The following is a 22,175-nucleotide window of genomic DNA, read 5'->3' as shown; positions in this document are numbered from 1 at the left end:
GAGCGCATGGATCAAAAGGTGGAGTCGGTACACCCTATATGCCAGAGAATACTAACAATGCGCATTCCAGAACTTTTCACCAACCTGACCATCCGCACCAGGTTGGCGGGCGGATTTACCATCTTACTGTCACTGACCATTCTGGTGGGTGTCGTTGGTGATCAGGCCCTGGACAGCTTCAGCCAGAGATCAAATATCGTTGCGATGCTCGGGCAGGTGAATACCGGCCTTACAGAAGCGCGCGTAGAGGAAAAGAACTTCCTTCTCACAGGCGACGTTGATGCCGTCACGAAAACTCAAGCTCAGGGTGATCGCGTTCTCGAGTTAACCAATGACATTAAACCCTTGCTGGCAATCACTGAGGATATCGACATCCTGGGCCGCATCCAGTCCGACGTAAAGCAGTATCAGCGATTGATGGGGGAAGTCGAGGAAAACATCAGTGAACGGGAAGAGGCCCTGGAACATCTGGAGACCGCCGCGCGCATCCTTGGATCCTCTCTGAAGGCCCATAGCTCCCTGTTTTTCGCCTCAGCTATGTTTGAGGATATGCGTCGGTCGGAACGAAAGTTTCTTATCGAGAGTGATGAAACCAGCGTGAAGACCTACTTTGACGACGCCAAGAGAATCCAGGCCCCACTGAAATCCGCCAGCATCAGCGATGAAGACAAAGCCGGGATCAACCAGGCACTGACCAACTACGTCAATGGTTTCCAGACGGTGGTGACACTGACCGAGTCGGGTAACCGGCTATCGGACGAAATGGTCAGTACTGCCAGAAATGCAATCGCATCAGCAGACCGGCTGCGGACACGTCAGTCTGAAAAAATGGGATCCGAGCGTCAGCGGGCATCCGGACTGATCACCGGTGCAACCGGGATCGCTCTGGCTCTTGGAATATTGATGGCCTATCTGATTACCCGCGCCATCGTCGCTCCAATCAATCAGGCAGTTACAGCAGCATCAGAGGTAGCGTCCGGCAATTTGACCGTCGATATCCGCGCTACGGGAACCAATGAAATCGGCCGCTTGATGGCCGCCCTCGCCACTATGGTAACGAGTCTGCGGGAACTGGTCAGGAGCATAAAATCCGGCTCGTCCGACATCGCGACTTCAGCAGAAGAGCTCTCAACCGTCACCAGCCAATCCAGCGATGGAATCAATCGCCAGAAACAGGAAACGGATCAGGTCGCGACTGCCATGAATGAAATGACTGCGACGGTTACTGAAATTGCGAAAAGCGCCGAGCAGGCACTTGGTGTGGCCACGGATGCTGCCAGCCAGGCAACCGATGGGGAACGGGAGGTGAGAGAAACCGTCGACCAGGTCAACAGTCTCGCCAGAGAAGTCAGCCAGAGCCTGGAAAAGATCGAAGGACTGCAGAAGGAAACGGCAAACATCGGAACGGTCCTGGACGTGATCAAGTCTGTTGCCGAACAAACCAACCTGCTGGCATTGAACGCAGCCATTGAGGCCGCCAGGGCTGGCGAGCAAGGTCGCGGATTCGCTGTGGTCGCCGATGAAGTCCGTTCCCTGGCTCAGCGCACCCAGGCGTCCGCCCAGGAAATCGAAACACTGGTAACTGCACTCCAGAACAGCGCAGGCAACTCAGTGTCTGCAATGAAATCCAGCACGACCATGGCCTCGAATACGCTGGAGAGGGCAGCGGCAACGGGCCAGACCATAGAGCGCATCGCGCTGGCCGTTGAAGACAGCAAGCAGTACAACAATCAGATTGCTACCGCGGCAGAGCAGCAGACATCGGTGGCTGAAGAAATCAGCCAGAACATTACACGCATCCGGGACGTGACAGACCAGTCCGCGACCTCATCGCGCCAGACTGCCAGTTCGAGCAACGAACTGGCCAGGCTTGGCAGTGAACTTCAGAGCCTCGTTTCACGCTTCAGATTATGAGGCGACCGGGCTCTTAAAACAAAAAACCCCGCACAAAGGCGGGGTTTTTTGTTTGATATGGCGCGGCTGGGAGGATTCGAACCTCCGACCGCCTGGTTCGTAGCCAGGTACTCTATCCAGCTGAGCTACAGCCGCTTGAAACCTTGTAGTCTGATCGAGATTGGCGCGGCTGGGAGGATTCGAACCTCCGACCGCCTGGTTCGTAGCCAGGTACTCTATCCAGCTGAGCTACAGCCGCGCATCGCAATATCTCAATTCACACTGTTCTCGATATCTCCGAAAAGAATGGCGGAGAGGGAGGGATTCGAACCCTCGATACGCGCAATGCGTATGGCTCCTTAGCAGGGAGCTGGTTTCAGCCACTCACCCACCTCTCCTTGAGAACGGGGCGTATACTACCATAATTTTTCTGATTTCATAGGGTTGACACGAGTTTTTTCAAACTGTGCTCTCACAGGCAAAAAAAACCGTTCGGGTTTCCCTCGAACGGCTTTTTTCACTCTCAGCTGTTGCCGGGCTCCGGCTCTTCAGAGCCTTTCTCGCTCTGAATTCGCTGATAGATTTCTTCGCGGTGAACCGCCACTTCTTTAGGGGCGTTTACACCAATGCGAACCTGGTTCCCCTTAACCCCCAGGACGGTTACGGTAATCTCATCACCGACCATCAGGGTTTCGCCAACACGGCGGGTCAATATCAACATGTCCTTTACTCCCTTATCCAGAGCTACCTGTTCCGACAAATGTATACTGCTTACTTTTATAGTGGGATCACTTGCCGATCACAAAAGACGCATATTCACTTATACGTACCTGTGAAAGCAGAAGCCTGCAAATGATGCCCTTTTTTATGGAAGTCCCCAGCGAACTGACTTAATAGTCCACGCGCGCTCAGGCCTCCTCTACCCCGGGCTTGTCCAGTTCGAACGCACTATGCAGTGCCCGAACGGCCAGCTCAAGATATTTTTCGTCAATCACCACGGAGATTTTAATCTCGGATGTGGAGATCATCAGAATATTGATTCCTTCGTTGGACAGCGCTGCAAACATTTTAGTTGCAACACCGGCATGAGACCGCATGCCAACACCCACGATACTGACCTTTGCAATCTTGCTGTCACCACTGACTTCGCGGGCACCAAGTTCATCCGAAACAGTCTGGAGAATAGCCTGGGCGCGCTTGAAGTCGTTGCGATGCACTGTAAAGGTGAAGTCCGTGCGGTTGTCCGCACCCACGTTCTGAACAATCATGTCGACTTCGACATTAGCATCACTGACAGGCTGAAGGATGCGCAATGCGCTGCCCGGCGTATCCGGCACACCGGCAATCGTCAGTTTGGCTTCATCACGGTTAAAGGCTATGCCGGAGACAACCGGTTGTTCCATGGCGTTTTCATCCTCAAGTGTGATCAGGGTGCCTTCGCCATCCTGGAAGCTGGAAAGCACCCTTAAAGGAACATTGTATTTACCTGCAAATTCCACAGAACGAATCTGAAGAATCTTGGAGCCCAGGCTGGCCATCTCAATCATTTCTTCAAAGGTAATCCGCTCCAGCCGGCGCGCACTGTCCACTACCCGTGGATCAGTGGTATAGACACCGTCTACATCAGTGTAGATCTGACACTCGTCAGCCTTCAATGCCGCAGCGAGGGCGACGGCGGTGGTGTCAGACCCTCCACGACCAAGGGTGGTGATACTGCCGTTCTCATCGATGCCCTGAAACCCTGCAACTACAACCACGCGACCTGCGTTAAGGTCTTCTCTCATGCGCTGCTCATCAATCTGCCTGATGCGCGCCTTGGTGTGACTGCTATCGGTCAGAATTCGAACCTGAGCACCGGTATAGGAGCGCGCATCGCAGCCGCGCTTTTGCAGCGCCATGGACAGCAGTGCAATCGTCACCTGCTCTCCGGTCGAGACCAGCACGTCCATTTCCCGAGGCGTGGGTTCTTCCATGATGTCATTGGCCAGACCGATAAGACGGTTGGTTTCCCCACTCATGGCAGACACCACAACCACTACATCATGACCTTCCTTGCGGAAGCGGCATACCTTCTCAGCAACCGCTTCAATCCGTTCTGTGGTGCCCACCGAAGTGCCACCAAATTTTTGAACCAAGAGCGCCATTTCTTTCCCGATACCAAACGTGGACAGACCGTGGGGCAGCGCCCCACCTCAGACGACCAAACGGGCGAGATTATATACATCTGCCCATTTTGGATACAGTTATCTATGCAATATTTTTCTCAACCCAGGCAGGAACGCCAGCCAGAGCATCCGCCAACTTTGATGGGTCGTTACCACCACCCTGGGCCATGTCAGGACGACCGCCGCCTTTGCCATCAACCTGGGCGGCCAGGTGCTTCATCAGGTCACCCGCCTTGATTTTGCCGGTCGCTGATTTGGTGACACCAGCCACCAGTGTCACTTTGCCGTCTTCAACACTGGCCAACACGACAACGCCCTCGCCCAGCTTATTCTTGAGTTGGTCGGCCGTTTCCATCAGCGCCTTGCGATCCGCGCCCTCCATTTCAGAGGCCACCACTTTAAGGCCAGCCACATCCACGGCAGAGCCGGCCAGGTCGGTTCCGGCAGAACTCGCCAGCTTCGCCTGAAGGGCACTGATGTCTTTTTCGAGCTGTCGGTTGCGATCCAGAGTCTGCTGAACTTTCTCGACCAGAGACTCACGCGAGCCTTTGACCAACTTTGCCGCCTCTCGCAGCGTTTGCTCCGTTTCCTCAACCCATTCCAGGGCGCCAAATCCGGTCACAGCCTCAATACGTCGAACACCCGAGGAAATGCCACTCTCCGATGTAATGCGAAACAGTCCGATGTCGCCGGTGCGCACGACGTGGGTACCACCACAGAGCTCCACGGAATAGGCATCGGACCCCATGCTCAGCACCCTCACGGTATCACCATACTTTTCACCGAACAGCGCCATGGCGCCTTTGGCCTGGGCCTGCTCCATATCGGTGATTTCGGTTTCGACCGGGGTGTTGTCCAGTATCTGTTCGTTAACCTCGCGCTCGATTTCCCGCAACTGTTCCGGTGTTACCGCCTCAAAATGGGAGAAGTCGAACCGCAACTTGTCGGGATCCACCAGCGAGCCTTTCTGTGTGACGTGCTCTCCCAGCACCTTGCGAAGCGCAGCATGCATCAGATGAGTGGCAGAGTGGTTCTTCTTGGTTCGCTCACGACGGGCGTGGTCGATACGGGCATCCACCTCAAGACCCGGGAACAATTCGCCTTCAATCACAGTACCGATATGCAGGTGATTGCAACCCTCTTTCTGGGTGTCAGTCACCTTGAAGCGGCCACCGCTCCAGGTCAGCAGGCCGGTATCGCCCACCTGACCACCAGACTCCGCGTAAAACGGCGTGCGCTCCAGCACCAGAATCGCTTCGTCCCCTGCCTGGGCGGTCTTCTCTTCACCACCGACGATCACGGTTCGAATGGTTTCATGGCCGTCGATGTGTTCGTAACCGGTAAACTCGGTAGACCCTTCAATGTTCAGGCCGGCTGCGTTGTAATCCATCCCGAACTTGCTGGCCGCGCGGGCGCGCTCGCGCTGACGTTCCATGGCTTTCTCGTAGCCGTCGTAGTCAAGGGTCAGTCCACGCTCACGGGCAATATCGTTGGTCAGGTCGACAGGAAACCCGTAGGTGTCGTAAAGGGTGAAAATGGTGTCGCCCGGAATCTCGGAACTCTTGAGCGCTGCAATGTCCTGCTCCAGCAGGCGCAGGCCTTTGTCCAGAGTCTTGGCAAACTGTTCCTCTTCCTGCAGCAACACTTTTTCAATCTGCTTGCGGCTACTGACCAGTTGGGGGAAGGCGTCGCCCATCAGCTCAACCAATGCGCCAGTCAGTCTGTGGAAGAAAGGCTGTGTGGCACCCAGTTTGTTGCCATGGCGCGCAGCCCGACGAATGATGCGGCGCAGTACAAAGCCACGTCCTTCGTTGGACGGCATCACGCCGTCGGAAATCAGGAAGGCACAGGAACGGATGTGATCCGCCACCACTCGTAATGAGGCCTCTGTTGTTTCAACGCCGCCGAGGATATCGGAGGCGGCACTGAGCAGATCCTGCATCAGGTCGATTTCATAGTTGCTGTGAACACCCTGCAACACCGCCGTGATGCGTTCCAGGCCCATCCCGGTATCCACCGAGGGCTTGGGCAGGGGCAGCATCTCACCGTCCGACTGTCGGTTGTACTGCATGAAAACCACGTTCCAGATTTCGATGTAGCGGTCCCCATCTTCTTCCGGGCTACCGGGAGGACCACCAGCTACATCGGGGCCGTGGTCGTAAAAGATTTCGGTACAGGGACCACAGGGACCGGTGTCACCCATCTGCCAGAAGTTGTCGGATGCGTATGGGGCACCCTTGTTGTCGCCAATCCGCACGATACGATCTGCAGGAACACCAATCTCCTGGTTCCAGATATCAAAGGCTTCGTCATCGGAGGCGTAAACGGTGACCCAAAGCTTTTCCTTAGGCAGCTTCAACCAGTCGTCGCCGGTCAGGAAGGTCCAGGCAAAATTGATGGCTTCACGCTTGAAGTAGTCGCCGAAGCTGAAGTTACCCAACATTTCGAAAAAGGTATGGTGGCGCGCGGTATAGCCTACGTTCTCAAGATCATTGTGCTTACCGCCTGCACGCACGCACTTCTGCGTGGTCGTCGCCCGGCTGTAATCGCGCTCTTCCCGACCCAGGAACAGGTCTTTGAACTGGTTCATTCCTGCGTTGGTAAACAACAGGGTTGGGTCGTCCGCCGGCACCAGTGAACTGCTCGGCACAATGGTATGGCCCTGCTGTTTGAAGTAATCGAGAAACGCCTGTCGCAACTCTGCGGTTTTCATAGCCCTTTGATACCCTTCTATAAACCCGTGCGGGTCCACGTTTAAAGACACATACTTACATGCGCTTGCAAATCCGCTACTCTAGCACACGCCGAGAACAGGAAAAACGTGAAACATCACAGGAGACGCCATGCCCCGCCGCTTTCATACCGCCGAGGAACTCCTTCCTCCCGCTGCATTCATCAAGCGATTGATGGCGGTGATTTACGATTCGTTGATCAGCATCGCGGTGCTACTGGTGACCACTTGGATGTATACCCTGGTGGCGGGTTGGGTCACCGGGTGGGATCAATATGAAGCGATGGCGGAAGCGGGTACCCTGCAGGCAGACCCGCTGCTCACGTTCGTACTGTTCCTGGCGCTGTATCTGTTCTTTGGTTACTTCTGGACCAACAATGGCCAGACATTGGGCATGCAGGTGTGGCGCATTCGCATTGAAAACCTGGATGGCACCTCCGTGTCATGGACACAGGCCCTGAAACGCTATGTGGCCGCTGCGGCGATCCTGTTCGTCGCTCTGCTGGGTGCCTATTACCTGAACGCAGCCACCCTGTTCCTGACCATCCCGGCGATTCTGGCGCTGTTCTACCCGATCAACGGCCTGTCGCTGACCGACCGTGCTTCCGGCAGTATCGTTGCCACGGTCCCCAAAGAGACCAAAAAGAAGTAACTAACCGGCCCTCTTCATCAGCACTGCACCAACCACCGCATTAATCGCGATTGGCAGGACGATTGCCAATACCGGGTTGAAGCCAAACACCAGGCTCATCGGGCCCAGCAGGTCCTGCATGTACTTGAACAACAGTCCCACAATCAGGCCCGTGAAAACCCGGAACCCCATGGTAACGGAGCGAAGCGGGCCGAAAACGAACGAGATGGCGACCAACACCATGACCGCCGTGCCTAGCGGCATCAGCACCTTCTTCCAGAACGCCAGCCAGTAGTTGGCGGCATTCAGCCCCTGCTCTCCCAGATAGCTCGCGTAGGTATAGAGGCCAGAGATCGCCAGGTCCTCCGGTTTTACAATCAGCACACTGAGAACGCTGGGCGACAGACCGGTTTCCCAGCGCAGTGCACGGTGTGTTTCCTGGGTGGTTTTTTCATCGCTCAGCCTGGTGGTGGCCACGTTTTCCAACAGCCAGTGATCGCCCTGATAAATCCCTCTTTCAGCGAAACTGGCGGACACCAGCCAGCGCTCTTCATCGAATCGGAACAGCGACACCCCGTGCAAGACGCCGTTGGGCTGAACGGCATTCAGGTGCATGAACACGTCACCTTCCCGGTGCCAGATACCCGAGGCAGAGGCAATGCTTTCACCCGCGCCCTGTGCCACGGTCTTCTGGCTCTGAGCCATCCGCTCAGCCGGCGGTGCAACGTACTCACCAATCAGCACACCAAGGACCACCACCACCAGTGTCGGCTTCATGGCTGACCAGACAATCCGCTTGAGAGAAACGCCCGCGGCCCTGATAACCGTGAGCTCCGACGAACTCGCCATGGTGCCGAGACCAACCAGGCATCCCATAAAGGCGCCAAGCGGGAGGTAGTCATAGATGCGCCGTGGCAATGTCATGAGCACATAGAGCAACGCCTGGAGCGTCTGGTAATCGTTTTCCGCGTCGTCCAACTCGGCGATAAACGCGAAGATCAGGTCCAGGGACAGCACCACCAACATCACCAGGAACATGGCGCCACCCACCGTGCTCATCACATAGCGATCGATCTTACGCATGCTGCCGTGCCTCCTTCAGCAGGCGCCGGCGGTAGAGCCAGGCAGGCCCGAACTGCAGCCATAATCCGAGGGCCAGAAACAGGGCGTGTACCCATAGCAATCCGATCCACTCGGGCACCTTGCCACCTTCGAGGGCATCACGGGCCACGATGAGCAGGCCAAGGTAAGTGATATAGACCAGCATGGCCGGCAACAAGTGGAAAAACCGCCCCTGCCGGGGATTCACCCGGCTCAGGCGCACGGCCAGGAGGGTGACAATCGGCACGATGAGCGGCAGGGTGAATCGCCAGTGCAGCATGGCGCGGTGCTCCGGATCATCCGACGCCATCAAGGCGGAGGTCGCAAGCCCTTCCTCGAGCTCTTTTTCGCCCGCACTGCCACTGCGGATCTTGAGCCCGTATGCTTCGAACCCGGTAACGTCGTACGCCAACTGCCCCGGCAACCCCTCAAAACGGGCACCATCTTCGAGCACCAGGAAGCGGCTGCCGGTTTCCTCATCAATAAACTGGGAACCTTCCCGGGCGGTAATGATGGTAAGACCCTTGCTGTCCTCACTGTGCTCGGCAATAAACACACCCTCGAGCCGACGCTTGTCTTCACTCAGCGCTTCCGTGTACGTCACACGTTCGCCAGATGACAACGACTGGAACCGACCCGGCGCCAACATTTCAAATTCCGTCGCCTGGCGTTGCTCGTTGAAGATTCCCTCGACCTTCTTCATGCCCCAGGGAGACACATAGAGGCTCATGGCCCCCACCACCAACATCACCGGGATACTGCCAAGAAGTGTTTTCATCAGCAGCTGCTTGTCGCTCACACCGCAGGCAAACAGCACCGTCATTTCACTTTCCAGGTACATGCGCCCGTACGCCAGCAGGATGCCGATGAAAAAGCCAAGCGGCAGGATCAGCTCCAGGAAGCCTGGAAAACGGTAGGCCATAATCTGGAACAATACGTCGCCGGCCAGCTCCCCGGCAGCAGCGTCAGCCAGATACTTGATGAACCGGCCGCTCATGAACACCAGCAGCAGAATGCCGGATACGGCAAGCATGCTGATGATCACCTGGCGGGTAAGGTATCGGAAAACGATGCTCAAATCGGTCTCTCAGAGCCGGATGCGACCGGAGTCGATGGAAATCGGGATTCGCCGTATTCTAAGTAACCTTGGTGCCGAATGACAGTGCACAGGCGTTAACAACCTGTCAGCGCTTGATAATTTACCCCCAAACCCCAATGCTATAGGCATTCGGACATTCAAGCCCGAGGCCGGGTCTGTCCTCCATCAGAATAACCAACGGGAGTTGCTATGAACTTTACTCTGAGCAGTAAGCCCATTTCCGATACCAAAGCGGATTGCCTGGTTGTCGCCCTGCCCGAAAAAGGCGACTGGCCCGCCTCAACCACACAAGCAAACGAAGCCCTGGGCGGACTGATCAAGACCCTTCAGAAGAACGGAGATGCTACCGGTAAGAACGCAACGACCCAACTGATTCCTCTCGAAGGCCAGCCGTGGGCCCGTCTTCTGCTGGTTGGCACCGGAATTGACAAGGACCGCACACCAGCCAATTATCGTAAAGCCCTGATTGCCGTGGCTGGGCAAATCAAGGACGGTCCTTCCAAGCACGTGTTGATTGGCTTGAGCGACACCGTCGTTACTGGCGAAGACGCCACCAGCTCGGAAGCAGCGCGCCTGAACCTGATCGGCCGCACTCTGGAGGAGCAGTTCTACCGTTTCAACGAGTTCAAGAGCGAAAAAGCGTCAGACCGCAAGCTTGGGAAAGTCACCGTTGCCGCTTCATCCGCCGGCAAGACTTTGAAGGATGCCTTCAATCTTGGCCTGGCTACGGGGCGCGGCATGAACTTCACCCGCGACCTGGGCAACACACCACCGAACATCTGCCATCCTACCTGGCTGGCCGAGCAGGCTGAGAAACTGGCCAAAGACAACGACGTTATCAAGACCGAAGTGCTGGACGAAAAGCAGATGCAAAAGCTGGGCATGCACAGCCTGCTGTCCGTGTCTGCGGGTAGCGCCCAACCCGCCAAACTGATCGTGATGGAATACCGTGGCGGTAAGGCGAAAGACAAGCCTTACGTCCTCGTGGGCAAAGGTATTACCTTTGACACCGGCGGCATCAGCCTCAAGCCCGGCGAAGGCATGGATGAAATGAAGTACGACATGGGTGGCGCTGCCGCCGTGTTCGGCGCCATGAAAACCATCGCCGAGACCAAACCGAAGATCAACGTGGTTGCCGTGATCGCCGCCGCCGAGAACATGCCCAGCGGCACTGCGACACGCCCGGGTGACATCGTTACCTCCATGTCTGGCCAGACCATCGAAATCCTCAACACCGACGCCGAAGGCCGTCTCGTACTGTGCGACGCCCTCACCTACGTCAAGAAATTCGACCCGGAAGTGGTCGTCGACATGGCCACGCTTACCGGTGCCTGCATCATTGCCCTGGGTAGCCATGCTACTGGCCTGCTTAGCAACAACGATGACCTGGCCAACGACTTGCTTGCTGCTGGCGAACGAGCGGGTGACCGCGCCTGGCGCTTGCCCCTTTGGGACGAGTACCAAAGCCAGCTGGACAGCAACTTTGCCGACATGCAAAACATCGGTGGTCGCCCGGCCGGCACCATCACGGCTGCCTGCTTCCTGTCCCGGTTCACCAAGGACTACCCCTGGGCCCACCTGGACATTGCCGGCACTGCCTGGCTCTCCGGCAAAGCCAAAGGCTCAACCGGCCGCCCGGTACCCATGCTGGTCGACTACCTGATGTCTCATGCAGGAAAGTAATCCGGGCTCACAGGATGAACGGAACCAGTCCTACTGGTTCCACATCCTCGCCCAGAACACCCCTGCCGCCCGCAATCTCCATACTGCCAAGCTGGTGGACAAAGCACGCCAGCAGGGAGACCGCGTGGGCGTCGTCTGCGACACCATGCAACAGGCTAAGGAACTGGACGACCTGCTCTGGAACTTCAGCCCCGACGCCTTTATCCCCCACAGCATCGTGCCCGACTCCGCCACGACCTGTACCGATCCCGTTGGGATACTGCTTTGCCAGCCAGTGGCGGAAGATTGGGACACCGTGATCATCCTCTCGGCCACCCTGCCGGCGGATGCGGACCGGTTTAAGCGGTTAGCTCTGGTGGCCCACAACGACGAGGCCGTTCTTGGTCAGGCGCGGTCGCATTTCAAGCAGTTGCGGGCGCTGGGAATTGAGCCTCGGGTGCATGACCAGAGGAAACGGTGAGACGTAAAACAGACTCACAATCAAACCCAGGCAAAACCATCGAACACAGTCGAGACAACTCGGACTCCATAAGGGTATGGGGGTGGTTTGAATTTCAGGCGAGAAAAGGTGTCTGAGCAAAACGAGTTCTTTTCCCGCCTGAAATTCAAACCATCCCCGTGCCCCTCCCCCCATGGTTCGCCGAGAACCCAAGGAGCATGTATAATCGAGCGTCTCAATTTTCCCTTGTGAATCAACCAAACGGTCACCAGCAGAAACCCATGGAAAAAACCTACCAGCCAGAAAACATCGAGCGCCAGTGGTACGAAAACTGGGAATCCAAAGGGTATTTCCGCCCGTCCGGCGAAGGCGAATCCTTCAGCATCGCCATCCCGCCACCCAATGTCACCGGCAGCCTCCACATGGGCCATGCGTTCCAGCACACCATCATGGACACGCTCACCCGCTTCAAACGCATGCAGGGCCGCAACGCCCTTTGGCAGGTAGGCACCGACCACGCCGGTATCGCCACCCAGATGGTGGTTGAACGCAAGCTCGCGGCGGAAGAAGACAAAACCCGTCATGACCTGGGTCGGGAAGAATTCATCAAGCGCATCTGGGACTGGAAGACACAATCCGGTGGCACCATCACCGGCCAGATCCGACGCCTGGGTAACTCAGTGGACTGGGACCATGAACGCTTCACCATGGACGACGGCTTCTACAAAGCCGTTCAGGAAGTGTTTATCCGCCTGTACGACGAAGGCCTGGTCTACCGTGGCAAGCGCCTGGTCAACTGGGACCCGAAGCTGCACACCGCCATTTCCGACCTCGAGGTCGAGAACAAGGAAGAGAAAGGCTTCTTCTGGCACCTTCGCTACCCGCTGGCTGACGGCGAAAAGACCCAGGACGGTAAGAGCTATCTGGTAGTAGCGACTACTCGCCCGGAAACCATGCTTGGCGATACCGCCGTTGCCGTGCACCCGGACGATGAGCGCTACCAGCACCTGATTGGCAAATTCGTTGACCTCCCGCTGGTAGGCCGACGCATTCCTATCCTCGCAGACACCCATGCCGACCCCGAGAAAGGCAGCGGTTGCGTCAAGATCACCCCCGCCCACGACTTTAACGACTACGCCGTGGGCAAGCGCAACAACCTGGTGATGATTAACGTCATGACCCAGGATGCCTGCATCCGAGATACGGCCGAAGTGGTCAACGCCGATGGCACTGAAAACACCGATGTGGACGGCAGCCTGCCGGCTGCGTACGCCGGCCTTACCCGCGAACAGGCCCGTAAGCAGATCGTGGCCGACATGGACGCCGAGGGCCTGGTACAGGAAGTGGAAGACCACGTGCTGAGTGTGCCAAGGGGCGATCGCTCCGGGCTGATCATTGAGCCCATGCTCACCGACCAATGGTTCGCCGACGCCAAAACCCTGGCCAAGCCGGCCATCGAAGCGGTGGAAGACGGTCGTATCCAGTTCGTGCCCAAGCAGTACGAGAACATGTACTTCGCCTGGATGCGGGATATCCAGGACTGGTGCATCTCCCGCCAGCTGTGGTGGGGCCATCGAATTCCTGCGTGGTACGACGCCGAAGGCAACATCTATGTCGGTCGCAGCGAGGACGAAGTCCGTCAGAAACACAACCTGGCGGCCGACCTGCAGCTAAATCAGGACGACGACGTGCTCGACACCTGGTTCAGTTCCGCACTGTGGACCTTCGGCACCCTGGGCTGGCCGGAAATCACCGAGCGGCTGAAAACATTCCACCCCACCAACGTTCTGGTGACCGGTTTTGACATCATCTTCTTCTGGGTTGCCCGGATGATCATGATGACCATGCACTTCATGAAAAATGAGGATGGCACGCCTCAGGTGCCTTTCAAGACCGTGTACGTGACCGGTCTGATCCGCGACGAGCATGGCGACAAGATGTCCAAGTCCAAAGGCAATGTCATCGACCCGCTGGACATGATTGACGGCATCGGGCTGGATGACCTGCTGGAGAAACGCACGGGCAACCTCATGCAGCCCAAACTCGCCGAAAAGATCGGCAAGCGTACCCAGAAGGAGTTCCCGGAGGGCATTACCGCTCATGGCACAGATGCCCTGCGCTTCACCCTCTCCGCCATGGCAACCACCGGTCGCGACATCAACTGGGACATGAAGCGCCTTGAAGGCTATCGTAACTTCTGCAACAAGCTGTGGAACGCTGCCCGCTACGTACTGATGAACACTGAGGGCGAGGATTGCGGCGTCAACGGGGAGGCCGTGGAACTGTCGCTGGCGGACCGCTGGATCATCAGCGAGCTGCAAACCTGCGAGCAGGACGTGATCCGCCATCTTGATCAGTACCGGTTCGATCTGGCCGCCTACGCCCTGTATGAGTTCATCTGGAACGAATACTGCGACTGGTACCTGGAACTCTCCAAGCCGGCACTGAACGACGACAACGCCAGTGCGGAAGCCAAACGTGGCACCCGTCGCACCCTGGTCCGGGTGCTGGAGGCGGTTCTGCGCCTGGCGCACCCGATCATGCCGTTTATTACCGAGGAAATCTGGCAGCGCATCGCGCCCCTGGCGGGCAAAACCGGTGACAGCATTATGCTTCAGCCCTTCCCCCAGCCAGACGCCAGCAAGCAGGATTTAGCGGTTGCCGCCGATATCGAGTGGCTGAAAGGCGTGATTGTCGCCGTTCGGAATATCCGTGGCGAGATGAACATCTCTCCGGCAAAAGCCATCCCGGTACTTCTGCGTGGCAAAAGCTCGGACGACAAGCGCCGTTTGGACGAGAATCGGCAGTTCCTGTCATCGCTGGCGCGCCTGGACAGCCTGGAGTGGTTCACCGAAGGCGAAGCCCCCATGTCGGCCACCCAATTGGTTGGCGAGATGGAAGTGCTGGTGCCCATGGCCGGCCTGATCGACAAGGATGCCGAACTCAAGCGACTGGACAAGGAGCTGGAGCGACTGCAAAAAGAAGTCGGCCGGCTGGAAGGAAAGCTTGGCAATGAAAAGTTCACCGCCAAGGCGCCCGCCGAGGTGGTGGAAAAAGAGAAGGAAAAGCTCAGCGATGCCCAGGGCAGCATGAGTCGGCTCAGTGAGCAGCGGGCCGCCATCGAGGCCATGTAAACCGTGGCAGCGCCAGGGAGGAATCAGGGGCTATCCGGGAATGGCACCATCGCCATTCTCGGAGCAGGCTCCATGGGCCAACTCTGGGCGGGCTACCTGCCCACTGGGACGGTTACGTTTGTCCCTCGTCGCGAGGTTACCCCAGAAACAGGTAAATCCGCGCTGAGTTACATGTTTCAGCCATTCGAAGGCCCCGAGGTAGTGGTTACTGTTCCCTACCTGCTCGCCACAGAGGCACGCCCTCCACTGTTGATGGTCACCACGAAAGCGGGCGATACGCTCGATGCCGTTGAATCCAACCTCCATTATGTGTCTCCGGACACCCCCATTGTCCTGTTCCAGAACGGTATGGGCTGCCAGCAAGCAGTCGCCGAACGTTGGCCACAACGACCGATCCTTGCCGCCAGCACCACGGAAGGGGCAAACCGCCCAACACCAGGCTGTACGGTTCACGCCGGCAAAGGCGAAACCTGGGTTGGTCCATTAACCGGGAGTGCGACGACGCATCTGAGGCAAGTCGTAACGGCGCTTGGCACCAGTGGATTAACGGTTCACGCGGCGCAAGACATTCATAGGCGGCTGTGGGACAAACTGATCATCAATGCAGGTATCAATGCCTTTACGGCAATCCTCGATTGTCCGAACGGTGATATCCTCACGGATCCGTTCTACCTGGAACACATCGATGAGCTCTGCGACGAAATTGCAAAGGTGATGAAGGGCGATACCGAGGAAGCCCTACCCTCAATCACGATCCGCGAACGCATTGAAATGATTGCCCGCAAAACGGCGCGGAATACCTCCTCCATGCGTAGCGACAGGCAGCGGGGCCGCCCCACCGAGATTGACTTTATCAATGGGTATATCGTCAGGCGCGGGCATGAGTTGGGCGTTGACGTTCCGACAAACCAGATGCTGACAAATCGTATTAAACAGCTATTGCCGTAGGTGTCAGGAGCACACACCCTTAAGACCCCGAATGTCAGACCCTGAATGCCTCCACGAGGCGCTGCAGGGACGCTGTCAGTTGTGACATTTCCCGCGACGACGCCAGGGTTTCCTCGGCGTTATCTGCCGTTTTCTCACCCAGGACACTGATCTGTTCAACGTTGGTATTGACGTTCTTCGCCACGGCAGACTGCTCCTCAGCCGCCTGTGCGATCTGGTGGCTCATATCAACAATGGTCGAAATACCCTGGGCAATCCGGTCCAGCGCTTCCGTCACTTCCGCCGATTTCTTGACCGTGGTTTCAGTCACGTCGTGGCTATTCGTCATGGCCGTAACGGCCTCTTTAACCCCACTCTGCAACCGAGTGATCATACCCTCGATTTCTTCTGTCGATTTGTGGGTACGCTGTGACAGGGAACGTACTTCGTCCGCCACTACTGCAAAGCCACGTCCCTGCTCGCCAGCGCGTGCAGCTTCGATGGCCGCATTCAATGCCAGGAGATTGGTCTGCTCCGCAATCGCCTTGATTTCGACCAGAACCTGACTGATGTTATCGCTATCGGCGTTTACCCGGTTGATAACCTCGACTGCACCGGATATTTCAGCGGCAAGACGGTTGATGGTGGCAACGGTATCCGCAACCACACCGCGGCCTCTCTCGGTATCCTCTTCAGCCGCGCCGGCGCTGTCAGACACGCGATGAGCACTCTCCGTGACCTCATTGACCGCTTCCACCATCTGGTTCATGGCTTCGTTGATCTGGCCTGACTCCTCCATTTGCCGCGCAACGGCTTCGCTATTCGCAGTGGCGGTATCGTTGACACGCGTGGCCTGCTGGTCCACATCCGAAGTGGTGCTACTCACCGAGCGGATCAATTCCGCAATCCGGTCCGTCATATTGTTGAACTCGGTGGTCAGCTCACCCAGTTCATCACGATTATCCAATTGGATGTGAGTCGTCATATCGCCTTCAGCCACGGATCTTGCTGCCGTGCTGAAACGGTTAATAGCCGTGCGTACCGACATGAAGAAGCCGACATAGAGGTAAACCACCACCAACAGAACAATCACCAGTGCGGCAATAATCAACTGCCGTTGCTGTAGTTCGCCCTCCAGTCGCGAGTTCAGGTTAGCGCCGACGACGTCGAAAATTCCGGCCTCGAGCGCATCGTAATGGGCAAGCTGATTCTCGATGGTACGGTTGAAATCCCGCCAGGGTAACTCCAGGCGCATAGGCGTAATGATATTGACATCCAGCTCGTCACGCACAACCACCAGACTCTCGAGAAGGCCGTCGACCGCGTCACCTGTCGTTTCCTCCAGGGTCGGCGATGCATCCATCGATACCGTTAATGCAGGCCCGAGCAACGAGGCGCGGTTGGTCAACTCATCATAAATCTCATTGAGGCCGTCACTGAGGTTGTACCCCACCTGCCCATCGAGGAGCGCAAATATACCGAAAGTCCTGGCCCGGCCAATGATGCTGCGGGCATCCGGCAACGACTCACGCAAGAGGCCCAGGAGCAGTAGGTTTTCACGTGAGGCGTCCTGCCCCAGGCCGGAAATTTCAATGGTCGCGGACAACAGCGCCCGCACTTTCTGGACGAATTCCTGATAGTACTTGAATTGGGGGTCGATATTGCCCTGATAACTGTCAGTCGATTTGAGCGTTTGCCACTCCTCCAACAGCATCGTTACCTGCCGGGACCAGTTACCGGAAGTATCAAAACGAGCCTCTGCGCTAACAAGCTCCTCAAGCAGCCCATCAATGGCTTCTGACGATTCGGATGATTTTGCAAGTAGCTCATTGTCATCCTTGATCTTGCCGGGTGCACGAAAATCCCGGTACGCCATGGATTCCGCCAGCAGCGTATCCACCTTTTCGAGTTGCTCCAACCCCTCAACGCCCCGGGTCATGGTATCAACCGACCGGTTCAGTTCACTGATGACCAACCAGGAAAGGGCAATAATGGGAAGCAGGAACAACACACTGATCAGGCTGAACTTGTAAAACATGGGCAGCCGATTCATCAGCGCTACTGCAGGCTTGATAAGCTGGTTCACGTGTACCCCCACAGAGAGCGTCGAAAGGATGGAACTTTATTCTATTTGTTTATATTGTCGACTAAAATACTACAAACTTGAGCGTTATTCGGCGTAAAAATGTAACTTTTGTGAAAACGTGGTCAGAGAACACCGGCAATGACCAGCAGCGCAAGGATGCAGATCCAGACCAGCATGCTTCGGTTCAGCAAATCCCGGACGGCCTCCAGGCTGCGACCGCCAAAACTGGCCCACTCTTCTGGATGAATCTTTGAGAACCGTTCCGGCTCCAACGCATAGCCCGTCAGTGCCGCGCTGGCGGCGCCCATCAATAGCTGGTTGGTTTTGAGGGTAAAATCACACAGCATCCGCTTTCCTTCTTTCATCCAGCCAGCGAGGTCACCGGCGACTCCGAACGTGAAGGACAGCAGTCGTGAGGGAAGCCAATTGAGTATTTCCGCCAGCAGAGAAAACCCTGGCCTTGCTGCCGTATGCGGCCAGTGATCCCTCAACGCGATAATCCCCCTCGCAAAGAAGGCTGCCGCAATACCGCCTACGGCATACCAGAAAGCGACCAGAAAAAAGCGCTCAAAGACGTTGACCAGCAGCGTACGTGACAATGCCAGATGCATCTCATCAGGCGACGTTGCCGCGCCCCGCTCCTCAGCCGGCAAACTATCCATAACGTGATGCCACGCGGACTGCATGTCGCCCCTCGCCCAGGATTGACTGTAAACCTCCAGGCGAGCACGCCAACCCGGTGCCCCCATCAACAACACCATCAACAGGAATTCCAGTGGATACGCGGCCATGCGCCAGCCAATGGTGTGCAGATAGTACTCCGCTGCCGCGAGCATCAGCGAGGGCACAAGAACAATAGACAGCCCCTTCCATCGGCCCGCGTCGTTACCAGACACCCCAGCACTTCCCCGCTTAAAAGCGGAACGCCACAATGCCTCCGAAGACCAGGCGCTGACTGCATCCAGCTTGCGTCTGACCAGGTAGGCCAACAGGAAAACCACCAATACCATCAGTTATCCGCTCCGTTGCCATGCCCTGTACCAAGCAGTTGCCGGTATCGGGGCCAGTCAAAAGCCGGGCCAGGATCGGTTTTGCGACCGGGTGCGATATCGCTGTGCCCGGTGATCCTCTCTGGCGTGATGGCTGGCCACGACTTCATGATCAATACCGACAATTCAGCAAGCACCTCATACTGAGCTGCGGTGTATGGAATGTCGTCTGCGCCTTCCAGCTCAATGCCGATTGAATAATCATTGCACTCTTCCAGGCCCTGAAAGCAGGACCGACCGGCATGCCACGCGCGCTCCAACAGGCTGACGAACTGAAGGCATTCGCCATTTCGGCGGATCAGCAGGTGTGACGAAACCTTCATTTCGGCGATGGTCTCGAAATAGGGATGCTCTGTGGGGGACAGTTGGTTGCAGAAAAACCGTTCGATGGCATCACCTCCGAACTGCCCGGGAGGAAGGCTGATGTTATGAACAACCAACAGGGATATCGCCGCACTTTCGGGGCGTTTGCCAAAATTTGGAGACGGACACCAACGGGCGCCAACTACCCGACCGGTCATCCGTAATCCGGCGACGGCCGGTGGCGACAGGTCAATGGAGTTGTGGGAAGGGATGGTTTCAGACAATGTGGTTCCAACAGGCCGGTGGCGAACGGTTCGGACAACCGGTGCGTTCGCCGTTGTTGCTTTGATGCTCCTGATTGAAGCACAAAGTCTCCGGTCTTGCTATACGGTCAGTCCTTGCGGCTGCTGCGAAGATTATCGATGATGGATTCCAGCGCCCGGTCGAATATCAGGCCATCATCCAACATGGAGATCTCTTCCGCTGCGAGAGCCCGTGCCAGGTTTTCACGTTGATATTCAGCCACTTTGGCACCACTGCGATTAACGAAAATGTATTTGCCCGTCGCCTTGATAAACGCCGCCAGCTTGCAGCGGGTTTTGTTGCCATCACGGGTCAGCTCGACCCAGGAACCAACACGAAGGCCGTCAGCCCGCTCCAGCCACTGAAGCTCGACGTTTGCGCCGGAGCTCTCCACCGATGCCTCTACGGCCGGTTCTTCAGGGCTTCCAGGCCCAACCGCAGCAGACGTAGCGACGTCCGAGGACTCTGAGGCGCCTGACACGACACCCTCAAAAGACGGCTCCGCTTTTTCCGGGGCTTTGGGCGCTGCATCTGCATTCGGCAGGCTCTTGGAGACCACAGTCGGTTTCGCCTTCACCTCTTCGGGTTCAGCCTGCGGTTCAGGTTCGGGCGCCACGGCAGGACGTGTCGTGGTGACAAGGCGCTGGAATACATCCACGTGTGCCAGCTCAAGGTCTCTTATGGCGGCGTCGGTCGCAAACGGGTCCCACGAAATCTCCTGCAGAGCATTTCTCAGACCGTCGACGATTCCCGGAATCGACCGTAGCAACGCGCTGCGGGTGTTGTCGTCGACGGGCCTGGGATCAACACTCCAGATGAGTTGCCGGGTAAGGTCACATGCCTGATCCCAGCGTTCACTGTCTTCACCCTCACGCAGCACGATCCACTGCAGATACTTGGACCACGCTTCATTCAATAGCGTGACAACCGGTGGAGACAGATCCCGACCGGTAATCTGTTCGTTCAGCAGGTTCTCAGATGCCTTGGATGCCCTCTCCTGCTTGGCCCTGCCTTCCTCGGCATCACGCAGACGCTGTTCTACAAGCTCCCTGCGACGCCGGTCCAGATCCATGAAATGGCCGAAATCGCTGAGTAGCTCACTGAAAATATCGACGTTGTCGGTGAATTCATTAAGCACGCGATCGACCACCGATTCGATCTTGTCTCGTAGCGGATCACGTTGGCCGGCTTTTTTCTCAGTCCAACCGATAGCAGACATGGCCAACTCATTCAGCAGCTTCCGTACCGGATGCCCACCCCGGTTAAAAAAATTGTTGTCGCTAAGAGCCACCTTGAGCACGGGAATCTGAAGGCGCCCAATCACGGCCTTCATTACCGGGTGTAGCTGACGGTCCTCCAGGATGAAATCAAACAACATGGACACCAGATTGATAACGTCGCTATCCACCTGGCCGACGTCATGTTTTCTCCCGGCGTCCGACCGGAATACCTGCTGTAGTTGTTCTGACAGAGGCACAACCTCACTCTGCCCCCAATGGACAGACTGGGACTGGATTTCGTGAAGCCGCGCCATCAGTGTGCGGGTATCGAGCGCGCCGGCGCTGGGCGGCCCACTGTTCTCTGTGCCGTACTCCGTCGAACTCTGTCCCTGGTGCAACAGGGCACTTAATTCAGAAAACGTTGCACGCACATCGTCAGACGGTGCAGTGAGCGGCCCCGACGCATCCGATTCCGAATGTGCTGACAGTGTCCCGGCGGTTCGCCCCCTGGCCGGGGTAGATATGCCAGATGCGCCCTGACCACCGACTGGCGGGCGACGCATATCGGGCAGTACCCCTTCGGCGATCAGTGTTTTGTTGGCATCCTTGTAAAAGTCGCCCAGCACACCCACCAACAAACGGTCGAACAGTTTAAGCACCACCAGCTTGGCACGGATATCGATATCCAGGTCGGAGCAGGCTTCCGCAACCCCTCCGCAAATCACCTCCGGGCTCAAGGGCATCTGGCTATCCTCCAGACGCATCGAGGGCAGCAAGTGAGTAACCCGCACATTCAACAGGCGTATAACCTCCGAATGCTGGTTTCGCAGCTTGTTGATCAGGTTGTCGATGGCGACCTGCTGCTCCAGATCGGAATGATCCAGCAACGCCAGCGAATCCTGGTCCACTTCGTCCAGGGTGCCACTGCCACCCCCTGGCTTGAACGAGCCAATGTCATTGAAAGCGCGGCTGACGTACTGCAGCACCGACACAGTCATGTTCTTGCGCCGCAGCCTCAACTCACGCATGGCGTCAAAGTAGGCGGTCTGATCCTGATTGGTTCCGGCTTTGTCAGCCAGCTCAAAAAGCGCGTCATCCGCCTTGTCAAAAAAACCGGACAGTACAGATTTCAGCGACTGACCCGATACGTCACGCAGGCGTACCAGAGAGCCCGGCAGGGAAAACCTGTCAGGAAGCTTCTGGCCTTTGAGACTTACAACCTTGTTATCCTGCGCCATTCGGCTGCTCCGGGTGGTAGCTGGAGAAATGTGTTATTGCACATCTTAGGCTTTACCCACGTCACCTTGTGTCAGAATTTGTCACCTTTTGTGATTAAGTGATGGTTGTCACAGTTTAGCAGCCCACCCTTCCACGTTTGGCGAATCTGGCTAAGGCCTATAGAATCACATCC

Annotated in this window: 15 protein-coding genes and 3 tRNA genes; 6 read left to right on the top strand and 12 right to left on the bottom strand. The window is 56.8% G+C overall.

Annotated features, from left to right (window positions below; translation table 11 throughout):
* Positions 1-57: 57 nt before the first annotated feature.
* A complete protein-coding gene (locus tag AC13D2_RS04525) occupies positions 58-1,914 on the top strand; it encodes a HAMP domain-containing methyl-accepting chemotaxis protein (protein ID WP_482938262.1) in 1,857 nt (618 codons plus the stop codon).
* A 58-nt stretch (positions 1,915-1,972) separates the two neighbouring features.
* Here AC13D2_RS04525 and AC13D2_RS04520 read toward each other — a convergent pair.
* The 6 genes from AC13D2_RS04520 to alaS form a co-directional block, all read right to left on the bottom strand.
* Positions 1,973-2,049: transfer RNA gene (locus AC13D2_RS04520), tRNA-Arg, on the bottom strand.
* A 26-nt stretch (positions 2,050-2,075) separates the two neighbouring features.
* A tRNA-Arg gene (locus tag AC13D2_RS04515) sits at positions 2,076-2,152 on the bottom strand.
* Between the two features lie 48 nt (positions 2,153-2,200).
* Positions 2,201-2,291, bottom strand: a tRNA-Ser gene (locus tag AC13D2_RS04510).
* A gap of 125 nt (positions 2,292-2,416) precedes the next feature.
* A complete protein-coding gene (csrA, locus tag AC13D2_RS04505; protein ID WP_007155535.1) occupies positions 2,417-2,614 on the bottom strand; it encodes a carbon storage regulator CsrA in 198 nt (65 codons plus the stop codon).
* Between the two features lie 187 nt (positions 2,615-2,801).
* Positions 2,802-4,037: an aspartate kinase gene (locus AC13D2_RS04500; protein ID WP_421910606.1), complete on the bottom strand. Its 1,236-nt coding sequence runs from the start codon at positions 4,035-4,037 to the stop codon at positions 2,802-2,804.
* A 103-nt stretch (positions 4,038-4,140) separates the two neighbouring features.
* On the bottom strand, positions 4,141-6,771 hold the full coding sequence (alaS, locus tag AC13D2_RS04495) for an alanine--tRNA ligase (RefSeq protein WP_482938261.1): 2,631 nt from the start codon (positions 6,769-6,771) through the stop codon (positions 4,141-4,143).
* A 130-nt stretch (positions 6,772-6,901) separates the two neighbouring features.
* Here alaS and AC13D2_RS04490 point away from each other — a divergent pair, with 130 nt between their 5' ends.
* Positions 6,902-7,441: an RDD family protein gene (locus AC13D2_RS04490; RefSeq protein ID WP_292049427.1), complete on the top strand. Its 540-nt coding sequence runs from the start codon at positions 6,902-6,904 to the stop codon at positions 7,439-7,441.
* Here the strand turns inward: AC13D2_RS04490 and lptG are convergent, their stop codons facing one another.
* Both lptG and lptF read right to left on the bottom strand, forming a co-directional pair.
* Entirely contained in the window at positions 7,442-8,503 is a 1,062-nt protein-coding gene (lptG, locus tag AC13D2_RS04485) for an LPS export ABC transporter permease LptG (RefSeq protein ID WP_292049428.1), read from the bottom strand.
* On the bottom strand, positions 8,496-9,599 hold the full coding sequence (gene lptF, locus AC13D2_RS04480) for an LPS export ABC transporter permease LptF (protein WP_292049429.1): 1,104 nt from the start codon (positions 9,597-9,599) through the stop codon (positions 8,496-8,498). The genes lptG and lptF overlap by 8 nt, the downstream gene beginning before the upstream one ends.
* Positions 9,600-9,809: 210 nt before the next feature.
* Here lptF and AC13D2_RS04475 point away from each other — a divergent pair, with 210 nt between their 5' ends.
* The 4 genes from AC13D2_RS04475 to AC13D2_RS04460 all read left to right on the top strand — a co-directional run bounded on the left by AC13D2_RS04475 (position 9,810) and on the right by AC13D2_RS04460 (position 15,824).
* Positions 9,810-11,303 carry a leucyl aminopeptidase gene (locus AC13D2_RS04475; protein WP_292049431.1) on the top strand — a complete coding sequence of 498 codons (1,494 nt, stop codon included), beginning with the start codon at positions 9,810-9,812 and terminating at the stop codon, positions 11,301-11,303.
* Positions 11,290-11,763, top strand: coding sequence for a DNA polymerase III subunit chi (locus AC13D2_RS04470; RefSeq protein ID WP_482938260.1), 474 nt, complete (start codon positions 11,290-11,292; stop codon positions 11,761-11,763). The genes AC13D2_RS04475 and AC13D2_RS04470 overlap by 14 nt, the downstream gene beginning before the upstream one ends.
* Before the next feature lie 260 nt (positions 11,764-12,023).
* Entirely contained in the window at positions 12,024-14,876 is a 2,853-nt protein-coding gene (locus tag AC13D2_RS04465) for a valine--tRNA ligase (RefSeq protein ID WP_292049433.1), read from the top strand.
* A 3-nt stretch (positions 14,877-14,879) separates the two neighbouring features.
* Positions 14,880-15,824: a ketopantoate reductase family protein gene (locus AC13D2_RS04460; RefSeq protein ID WP_482938259.1), complete on the top strand. Its 945-nt coding sequence runs from the start codon at positions 14,880-14,882 to the stop codon at positions 15,822-15,824.
* A 34-nt stretch (positions 15,825-15,858) separates the two neighbouring features.
* On the opposite strand, the gene AC13D2_RS04455 is transcribed toward AC13D2_RS04460, so the two are convergent.
* The 4 genes from AC13D2_RS04455 to AC13D2_RS04440 form a co-directional block, all read right to left on the bottom strand.
* Positions 15,859-17,889, bottom strand: a complete 2,031-nt coding sequence (locus AC13D2_RS04455) for a methyl-accepting chemotaxis protein (RefSeq protein WP_292049434.1) — start codon at positions 17,887-17,889, stop codon at positions 15,859-15,861.
* A gap of 122 nt (positions 17,890-18,011) precedes the next feature.
* On the bottom strand, positions 18,012-18,899 hold the full coding sequence (locus AC13D2_RS04450; protein WP_292049435.1) for a histidine kinase: 888 nt from the start codon (positions 18,897-18,899) through the stop codon (positions 18,012-18,014).
* Entirely contained in the window at positions 18,899-19,459 is a 561-nt protein-coding gene (gene ampD, locus AC13D2_RS04445) for a 1,6-anhydro-N-acetylmuramyl-L-alanine amidase AmpD (RefSeq protein ID WP_292049508.1), read from the bottom strand. The genes AC13D2_RS04450 and ampD overlap by 1 nt, the downstream gene beginning before the upstream one ends.
* Before the next feature lie 173 nt (positions 19,460-19,632).
* On the bottom strand, positions 19,633-22,002 hold the full coding sequence (locus AC13D2_RS04440; RefSeq protein WP_482938258.1) for a DUF1631 domain-containing protein: 2,370 nt from the start codon (positions 22,000-22,002) through the stop codon (positions 19,633-19,635).
* Positions 22,003-22,175: the final 173 nt, after the last annotated feature.

It is taken from the genome of Marinobacter sp. B-12 (assembly GCF_056857915.1).
The sequence above is the reverse complement of the archived record's forward strand: the minus strand, read 5'-3'. Positions and strand labels throughout refer to the sequence as shown.